We start from the raw sequence: 8787 nt of genomic DNA on the forward strand, positions 1-8787 counted from the left end.
CGCCATTCATGTTTTTGGCCATACCAGCTGGATTTTAGCAGGCATGCTGACTTTTCTGTTTGTCGCTATCCTAGCTTCTTATCTGGCGTTATTTGGCTGGCTAGTCAAAAAATGCACTTCTCATACATTCACTCTCTTTGATATCGCACTGCTGTTACCCACCATATGGTTTGGCTTTGAATTATTTAAAGCATGGTTTTTGAGTGGTTTTCCCTGGTTAGAGCTTGGCGTGAGCCAGATAGAAGGGCCATTAGCAGGTTGGGTGCCGGTCGTGGGGGTGAATGCTGTGTCTTTCCTGGTGGCTCTGACGGCAAGCAGTTTGTTTATTGTGTTTAAACATAAAAAGCCATTATTCATTGTGCCTGTTATCGTCATCTGGGTGGGAGGACAAGGGCTACAATCTGTTGATTGGACTCAGCCTTCAGGCGAAGCTATTAACACTACGATCGTGCAGGGTAATGTGCCACAGGATGTAAAGTGGAGCCCCGAACAGCTTGTCAGTACGCTTGCACTCTATCAGAAGTTAACCGAGCAACATTGGGACAGCCAACTGGTGGTCTGGCCTGAAAATGCCGTTCCTGCTTTTTATCATCAGCTGAAAGATTTTTTTATCGACCCGCTCATTAAGGAAGCGAAACAACACAATACGGATATTTTATTAGGCTTGCCTTTTGAAGATGAAAACGGGCAAGACTATTACAACAGTATGATGGTGGCTGGTGAGGATGCTGGTTTCTACCATAAGCGTCATTTGGTGCCGTTTGGAGATTATGTGCCTTTTGCCTGGTTGAGAGGCTTGATTGCTTTCTTTGATTTGCCGATGTCTGGCTTTGTACCAGGACCAGAGCAACAAAGTCTGTTAAAAGCCTCTGGGCAGCAAGTTGGCATCTCTATTTGTTATGAAGATGTGTTTTCACTTGAAGTTTTGGATGCCTTGCCGGAAGCTTCTATTCTGGTGAATGCGACTAATAATGCCTGGTATGGGGATTCATTTGCGCCTCATCAGCATTTACAAATTTCACGAAGTCGTGCCCTGGAGACTGAGAGACCGTTGGTCCGAGCCACGACAAATGGTATTTCAGCATTTGTTGATTATAAAGGCCGTATTCAGTCACAAACGCCTCAGTTTGAGCAGGCAACGCTGACGACAAACATTCAACCAAGGCAGGGCGCAACGCCGTATGTCACTGCGAAGCGTTGGCCAATATTTATTCTGATAGTGCTTATCCTGGCCGTTTGGTTTTATTATCGTCGTCAAGCGAGTTTGAGCTAAATATTATGCAGTTACTGACGATTCAGCGCATTCTAGGAATTTTACTGTCACTTTTCAGTATTACTATGCTGCCTCCAGTTTTGGTGTCCTGGTATTACCAGGATGGAGCCAGTAGTGCGTTTTTAACGGCGTTTGTTTTGCTGTTAATCATTGGATTATTGTTCTGGTTACCTGTTAGACACCATCGTAAAGAGCTAAAAATACGTGACGGTTTTATCGTGGTGGTGATGTTCTGGATTGCATTAGGCTTATCTGGGTCACTGCCTTTCTTTTTGACTGAAGTCCCAAAAATGTCGTTTACCGATGCTGTATTTGAGTCGATGTCTGGCTTAACTACAACTGGGGCAACAGTGCTAACAGGACTCGATACACTGCCCAAAGCCGTATTATTTTATCGTCAGTTTTTACAATGGCTAGGCGGCATGGGGATTGTCGTCTTGGCTGTCGCTATTTTGCCCTTATTGGGTGTGGGTGGTATGCAGCTCTATCGTGCTGAGACTCCGGGGCCGATGAAAGATGCGAAACTGACACCTCGCATCACCGAAACAGCCAAGGCGCTCTGGTATATCTACTTATCATTAACCATTGCTTGCGCCATTGCTTTCCGTTTAGGTGGCATGACTTGGTTTGACGCCATTTGTCATAGTTTCTCAACAGTGGCGATAGGTGGTTTCTCCACACATGATGCCAGTATTGGTTTCTTTGATAGCTCCACGATTGAAATGATTACCGTCGTTTTTATGTTGATCTCTGGTATGAACTTCTCGCTACATTTTCTGGCTTGGCGCCATCGTAGTATCAAACATTATTGGAAAGACTCAGAGTTACGAACTTATTTGGCCATTCTCGGTGTTATCTCGGTCGTGACATCCAGTTATCTGTATTTCAGTGGTACCTTTGATAATTTGTGGACTGCGGTCCATCAAGGTGTTTTCCAGACAGTATCTATTGGCACGACTGCTGGTTATACCACTACAGATTATTACCTATGGCCTGGTTTCTTACCTATCCTGTTATTGATGGCAAGTTATATCGGTGGCTGTGCTTTTTCTACGGGTGGCGGCATCAAAGTCATCCGTATTATGTTGCTGTTTAAGCAGGGCTACCGTGAAGTATTACGTCTGATTCACCCTAATGCGGTCTTTGCCATTAAGGTGAATGGTAAAGCCCTACCTGCGAAAGTGGTTGGCGCGGTATGGGGCTTTTTTGCTATGTATGTGTTCTGTTTCAGTATCATGCATTTGTTTTTAATGTCGACCGGACTCGATGTGGTCACGTCATTCTCGGCAGTAACTGCCTGTCTAAATAATCTGGGACCTGGTCTGGGTGAAGTTGGTGCCAACTTTGGTGATATCAATGCTCCATCTAAATGGGTTCTGGCTATGGCTATGTTATTGGGACGTCTGGAAATATTTACATTACTTGTCGTATTAACCCCTGCATTTTGGCGTCGTTAGCTTTGGATGTGCAGAAAAAATGGGATGCCATATATTCAAAGCAAGATGCTGAACATGCAGTGTCAACTGTTTCACTGGTATTAGAGCAAAATCAACATTTATTGCCGATAACCGGGCTAGCACTGGATCTGGCTTGTGGCCTTGGGGCGAATAGTCTTTTTCTGAGTGAAAAAGGCTTGAAGGTTCACAGTTGGGATATCTCAGCCGTTGCTATTTATCAACTAGATAAAATGGCCTTAAAAAGAAATGCTGACATTCACACCCAACAGCGTGATGTTATCGCTAATCCGCCTGAAGCCAATCTTTATGATGTCATTGTGGTGTCTCATTTTTTGGACAGGGACCTGACGGCAAAGATCATATCGGCGCTCAAACCTGGAGGCATATTGTTTTACCAGACTTTCTGCCTTGATAAGGTCAATGATAGCGGACCTAGCAATCCCGCTTTTTTATTGGCAGATAATGAGTTGCTTAGACTATTTAACGCGCTTAAAGTAAGAGTTTACCGTGAGGAAGCCTTGATTGGACAATGTGATTTAGGTTGGCGAAATCAAGCCATGCTGGTGGCTGAGAAAGTATAAACATAATTTATTATAAATAAACTTGCCTGAAGTCGGGTTGATCTATAAAATAACGCGGTTCTAAAGCTCGTAACCTTATGGTTACAGCAAGATTTTTGCAAACACACATTAACGAGTACAGATATGAAAGCGGATATCCATCCAGATTACACCGAGATCAATGTTACCTGTAGCTGCGGTAACACCTTTAAAACTCGCTCTACACGCACTTCAGACTTGACTCTGGATGTGTGTTCAGAATGCCACCCGTTCTACACTGGCAAACAAAAAATGTTAGACACGGCGGGTCGTGTTGATAAATTCCGTCAGAAATACGGTAAATAATCTGTCGGAACCACAGAATGGTTTGAATTATGATTGACGTATTAGTAAAAGCTAGTACAAGTCACGACAGAATACGAAGCCTCTGCTTAATCGCAGGGGCTTTGTTGTTTCTGGGGCTTGGTGGTTGTGCAACAAACCCGGTAACCGGGGATCAAAACTTCGTCATGTTTGGCGAAGATTCTGAACTGCAAATGGGCAGAGAAAACCATCCCAAAATCATTGCAGAATATGGTCGCTACGATGACGAACAACTGCAACGTTATGTGCAGGGAGTTGGAGAAAAGCTGGCTGCTGTCAGTCACCGTACAGATCTGGTCTACCGATTTACGGTATTAGACTCTCCTGTTATTAATGCGTTTGCTTTGCCGGGGGGGTATATCTATATCACTCGTGGGCTGATGGCATACCTGAACTCTGAAGCAGAACTTGCGGCAGTACTTGGCCATGAAATTGGTCATGTCACAGCCAGACATGGTGTCAGACAACAGAGTGCGGCGCAGGCTGCCAATATTGGTTACACACTTGGGTCATTATTGATACCTGAGCTGCGCAACGCTGGTTCTCAAAATATATTCAACATGCTGGGCGGTGCATTATTGAGTGGGTATGGTCGCGAGCATGAGCTTGAGTCAGATCGCTTGGGTGCTGAATATCTGGCTAGAGCTGGCTATGATCCGAGCGCGATGATTGATGTGATTTCTGTGTTAAAAAACCAGGAAATATTTGCTGCTGCTGAAGCCAAGAAGCAAGGACGTGACTATCAAGGCTATCATGGCCTGTTTGCCAGTCATCCAGATAACGATACGCGTTTACAGGAAGTGGTGGCTGCTGCTGGTAAAAATAAACTAGCTGATGGCCGGATTGAGAAAGCGGCCTACTTGGAACATATTGCTGGCATGACATTTGGCGATAGTGAGGACCAAGGCATACGATCTGAGAATCATTTTTACCATCTATCTATGAACTTTGCCGTTGATTTTCCTGAGAAGTGGCATATCAACAATAACCCTGACAGTTTGCAAGCGATTGCTCCTGATGGCGAAGCGGTGATAGAGATGGGAGCGGCAGATTTGAATCGTCAGTTATCACCTGAGCAATTTATCAAGCAGCGGTTAAAAATCACGACGATCCGATCTGGCCAGGCTTTTGAAAGTCATGGATTATCAGGTTATACCGGTATTGCTTTAAGTCAGAATAAAACGATCAGGGTTGGGGTGGTATACCTGAATGACAAAGCCTTTATTTTCTTTGGCGGTACTGAAAGTAGCAATATGTTTAGCAGCTATGATCCGGCTTTTCTGACAACGATTAAAAGCTTACATCGTTTAAGAGATGATGAAGTGAAACTAGCCCAGGAATTAAAAATTCAAATTGTGAAGGTGGGTAAAAGTGATAACTATGCTGCGTGGGCAAAACAGAGCAGAATCAGTAATAGCCCAATCGAGCAATTGCGTTTACTCAATGGTGATTACCCGGACGGCGAATTACAGCCCGGGCAGTTAGTAAAACAAGTTCGGTAAATCAGAATAGTTCAATTACCGGTGACGAGCCGCTATCACCTTGTCCTGATAGCGGTGCCATCCGCTTCGGTACATACTCTTCTCTGAAGGTTTCGTATATTGCATCCGTTGCTTCTGGTCTGGCGAGCAAACCCGTGGCAGGATCAATTCTCACTGTCACCATACCCACTGGTGGTTCCAGAGGAGATTCTGGCATACCTTCCAGAGCGACCTTCATAAAGTCTATCCACATAGGCAGGGCAGCACGTCCACCCGTTTCATAACGCCCCAAGGAGCGTGGGTTATCAAATCCTACCCAGGCTACAGCGACCAGTTCCGGATGGAAACCATTAAACCAGGCATCTACCTGATCATTAGTTGTTCCTGTCTTTCCTGCGAGATCATTCCGTCCAAGACTCATCGCTTTACGCCCCGTGCCGTGTTTAACGACATCACGCAATAGACTGTTCATGATGTAATTATTCTGTGGTGTCATGATGCGTTGCGCGGCATGGAACTCATCATTATCATCATTAGAGGCATCCAATAAACAGGTTTCACACACGGTATCTGGCGTGGCCTGCATCACAATCTTTCCTGAAGCATCTTCAACGCGTTGAATAATGTAAGGTTCGACTCTATAGCCGCCATTAGCCAGTGATGAATAGGCACGAGCCATATCCCAAGGTGCTGCACTGCCACTACCTAATGCTAAAGATAGATTTTTGTGCATCATGCCCGGTTTAAATCCAAACCGCTCTGCATACTCAACAGCATAGTCTGCGCCGATATCACGCAGCAAGCGGATAGAAACCAGGTTGCGAGAATGAATTAAGGCTTCTCTTAAGCGCGTGGGACCAAAGAATTTGCCGCTGTAGTTTTGTGGGCGCCAGACATTCTCTAAGCCAGGATCATCAAATACGACTGGCGCATCATTGACGATGGTAGCGGCGGTGTAGCCTTTTTCCAGTGCGGCAGAATATATAAACGGCTTAAATCCAGAGCCAGGTTGACGACGAGATTGAGTCACCCGGTTAAACTTATTATTGAAGAAGTCAAAACCACCATTCAAAGCGGTGACAGCGCCATCATACGGTGCAATTGCTACCAGTGCGCCCTGTGCCTCGGGTAACTCAGCCAGCTCCCAGTTCGAACTGGTTAATTGTTCAACTCGAATAATGTCACCGGCCTTAATCGCATCGGTGATTTTCTTTGGCACAGCGCCTCGGCTATTGGTACTCAGTTTTTTCTGAGCCCATTTCACCGCATTGAGTGGTAAATGTGCGTAACCCCAGTTCCTGATGTATAACTCAGCTTTTTCGTCAGTGGTTTCAATCACAAGGGCTGTTTTTAGTGGACCAATATTGTCGTAGTCTTTCAGAATTTTATCGAGAGCTGCTCGATCTGATAGGTCCTCTGGTAAAGCTATATTGGTGACTGGACCGCGATAACCATGTCGACGATCGTAGTCTAACAGTGCAGTCTGTATGGCTTTATTAGCAGCTTGTTGATGCTTGGCACGAATTGTTGTGTAGACATTAAAGCCATTGGTATAGGCTTCTTCACCAAACTTGGCGATTAGGTCTGTACGTACCATTTCTGAAACGTAAGGGGCATATACTTTGATTTCCGGACCGTGATAGCTTGCCGTAACGGGTGCTTGTATAGCCTGATCGTAATCTTCTTTTTTGATAAAACCCACTTCCCACATACGGCGTAAAACATAATTGCGTCTGATAGTGGCTCGTTCTGGGTTTGCAATAGGGTTGTATGCTGAAGGTGCTTTGGGTAAACCGGCGATCATGGCCATTTCTGATAAAGATAATTTATCTAGTGGTTTGCCGTAATAGACATTAGCCGCTGCGCCAACACCGTAGGCGCGGTTGCCTAAATATATCTTATTCAGATAGAGCGATAAAATGTCTTCTTTGGATAAAACTTTCTCAATTTCAAGGGCGAGAATAATTTCATTTAATTTTCTTAAATACGTTTTTTCATTAGATAAGAAAAAATTGCGCGCAACCTGCATAGTAATCGTACTACCACCTTGCGATTTTTCCCCTGTCACTAACAAAGAATAAGCCGCGCGGATAATACCTTGATAATCAACACCAGGATGTTGGTAGAAGCGATCATCTTCCGCCGCTAGAAAAGCATCAGCAAGCGATTTCGGGATTTCATTGTACTCAACAGGGATACGTCTTTTTTCACCAAATTCGGCCATTAACAGGCCTTCAGAACTGAAAATCCGTAGCGGGATTTGTAACTGTGTTTCCTTGAGGGTATTGGTGTCTGGCAGTTTCGGCGCCAAAAAGAAATAGACAACGCCGACGGCGATAAGTGTCAACAACGCTAGAATTAAAATAAGCTTTGTAGTGAAACGAATAAATCGATGCATGTAGACTTGGCTGTTATGTAAGAAATGATGTGAAAGTATATATTGAGTCACAAATAATAACAGTGAGAGAGTTCAAATCACTAGTTTTATTGATATATTTAGGTTGACAACCCCAATAATCTTAATAAACTACTTTAAGTAAGAGTGCTAAGTGGGCTTATGCAATTGAATCAACGGGAATTGAGGCGATAAATGTTCGGACGAAAAAAATCCCCTTTGCTAGGAATAGATATCAGTTCTTCGGTAGTAAAGGTATTAGAACTGAGCAAAAAAGGTGAGAAGTACACTGTCGAGTCATATTCCGTTGAGCCATTGCCTGTTAATGCCGTGGTGGAAAGCCGCATTGAAAATAGAGATGAGGTCGCTGGAGCGATTAGACGAGCAGTCAAACGTTCCGGTACCAAAGCCAAAGAAGCCGCTGTTGCCGTGTCTGCGAATTCTGCCATTAGCAAAATCGTTTCTTTCCCTGCTTCATTATCAGAACGTGAGTTAGAAGAAAACGTATTAATGGAAGCAGAAAATTATATTCCTTATCCGCTGGATGAAGTACGTTTGGACTTTGAGATATTAGGTCCTTCAGCTGCTGATGTTGAGGCTGTGGATGTGTTGCTGGCTGCTTCCCGACGTGAAAATGTAGACGTACGTACCGAAGTCGTAGAAAAAGCGGGCTTAAAGCCAAGGCTGGTCGATGTTGAAGCGTACACCATGGAAAATGCTTTCGAGTTAATCGCGCGTCAATTACCACATCATGGACAGGGATTAACTGTTGCTGTAGCGGATGTGGGGGCCACCTTAACGACCTTACATGTTTTAGTCGATGGCAAGATTGTATTTACTCGGGAACAAACTTTTGGTGGCAGGATGTTAACCGAGGATATTGAGCGCCATTATGGTATGTCATACCAGGAGGCCGGACGTGCTAAAAAGGATGGCAGTTTACCCGACGACTATGGCCCAAAAGTGCTTGAGCCATTTAAACGTTCGATGGCCATGACCGTCACGAGAGCATTACAGTTTTTCTTTTCCGCGTCGACACAGTACCAGTCTATTGATCATATTATCTTGGCTGGAGGCTGCGCATCTATCAATGGTATCGATACGATGATTGAAGAAGAAACGGGTACTTCAACCTCTATTGCTAATCCCTTTGCTGAAATGATTCTTGGTTCACGAGTGAAGATTCAGGCATTGAGTAATGATGCTCCCTCGATGATGATTGCTTGCGGCTTGGCAATGAGGAGTTTTGACTGATGGC

Annotated in this window: 7 protein-coding genes; 6 read left to right on the forward strand and 1 reads right to left on the reverse strand. The window is 44.5% G+C overall.

Translation table 11 applies throughout. The features are described from left to right. The 5 genes from lnt to B4K20_RS11865 form a co-directional block, all read left to right on the forward strand. Positions 1–1273: apolipoprotein N-acyltransferase (gene lnt, locus B4K20_RS11845; protein ID WP_289283028.1), on the forward strand; the 1273-nt coding region annotated here is incomplete at its 5' end. Between the two features lie 5 nt (positions 1274–1278). Continuing rightward, complete coding sequence (locus B4K20_RS11850) at positions 1279–2730, forward strand: TrkH family potassium uptake protein (RefSeq protein ID WP_289283029.1); 1452 nt, start codon at positions 1279–1281, stop codon at positions 2728–2730. A 59-nt stretch (positions 2731–2789) separates the two neighbouring features. Further along, positions 2790–3311 (forward strand): class I SAM-dependent methyltransferase, encoded by a 522-nt coding sequence (locus tag B4K20_RS11855; RefSeq protein WP_289283030.1) that lies wholly within the window; start codon positions 2790–2792, stop codon positions 3309–3311. 123 nt (positions 3312–3434) lie between these two features. Then, positions 3435–3635 carry a 50S ribosomal protein L31 gene (rpmE, locus tag B4K20_RS11860; RefSeq protein ID WP_007143969.1) on the forward strand — a complete coding sequence of 67 codons (201 nt, stop codon included), beginning with the start codon at positions 3435–3437 and terminating at the stop codon, positions 3633–3635. Positions 3636–3664: 29 nt separating this feature from the next. Beyond that, the gene (locus B4K20_RS11865; protein ID WP_289283031.1) at positions 3665–5155 is read left to right on the forward strand and encodes a M48 family metalloprotease; all 1491 of its coding nucleotides are present in this window, start codon (positions 3665–3667) and stop codon (positions 5153–5155) included. A 1-nt stretch (position 5156) separates the two neighbouring features. On the opposite strand, the gene B4K20_RS11870 is transcribed toward B4K20_RS11865, so the two are convergent. Continuing rightward, entirely contained in the window at positions 5157–7532 is a 2376-nt protein-coding gene (locus B4K20_RS11870) for a penicillin-binding protein 1A (protein WP_286303494.1), read from the reverse strand. Between the two features lie 192 nt (positions 7533–7724). Between B4K20_RS11870 and B4K20_RS11875 the strand changes: the two genes are divergently transcribed. Then, a complete protein-coding gene (locus B4K20_RS11875) occupies positions 7725–8783 on the forward strand; it encodes a pilus assembly protein PilM (RefSeq protein WP_286303495.1) in 1059 nt (352 codons plus the stop codon). Positions 8784–8787 lie beyond the last annotated feature (4 nt).

Source organism: Methylophaga sp. UBA5088, assembly GCF_002414625.1.
Classification (GTDB): Bacteria; Pseudomonadota; Gammaproteobacteria; order Nitrosococcales; family Methylophagaceae; genus Methylophaga; species Methylophaga marina.

Excerpts from the sequence above, each read along its gene's own strand:
- B4K20_RS11875 (WP_286303495.1), top strand. The coding sequence starts at position 7,725 with ATGTTCGGACGAAAAAAATCCCCTTTGCTAGGAATAGATATCAGTTCT.
- B4K20_RS11870 (WP_286303494.1), bottom strand. The coding sequence starts at position 7,532 with ATGCATCGATTTATTCGTTTCACTACAAAGCTTATTTTAATTCTAGCG.
- B4K20_RS11850 (WP_289283029.1), top strand. The coding sequence starts at position 1,279 with ATGCAGTTACTGACGATTCAGCGCATTCTAGGAATTTTACTGTCACTT.
- rpmE (WP_007143969.1), top strand. The coding sequence starts at position 3,435 with ATGAAAGCGGATATCCATCCAGATTACACCGAGATCAATGTTACCTGT.
- B4K20_RS11865 (WP_289283031.1), top strand. The coding sequence starts at position 3,665 with ATGATTGACGTATTAGTAAAAGCTAGTACAAGTCACGACAGAATACGA.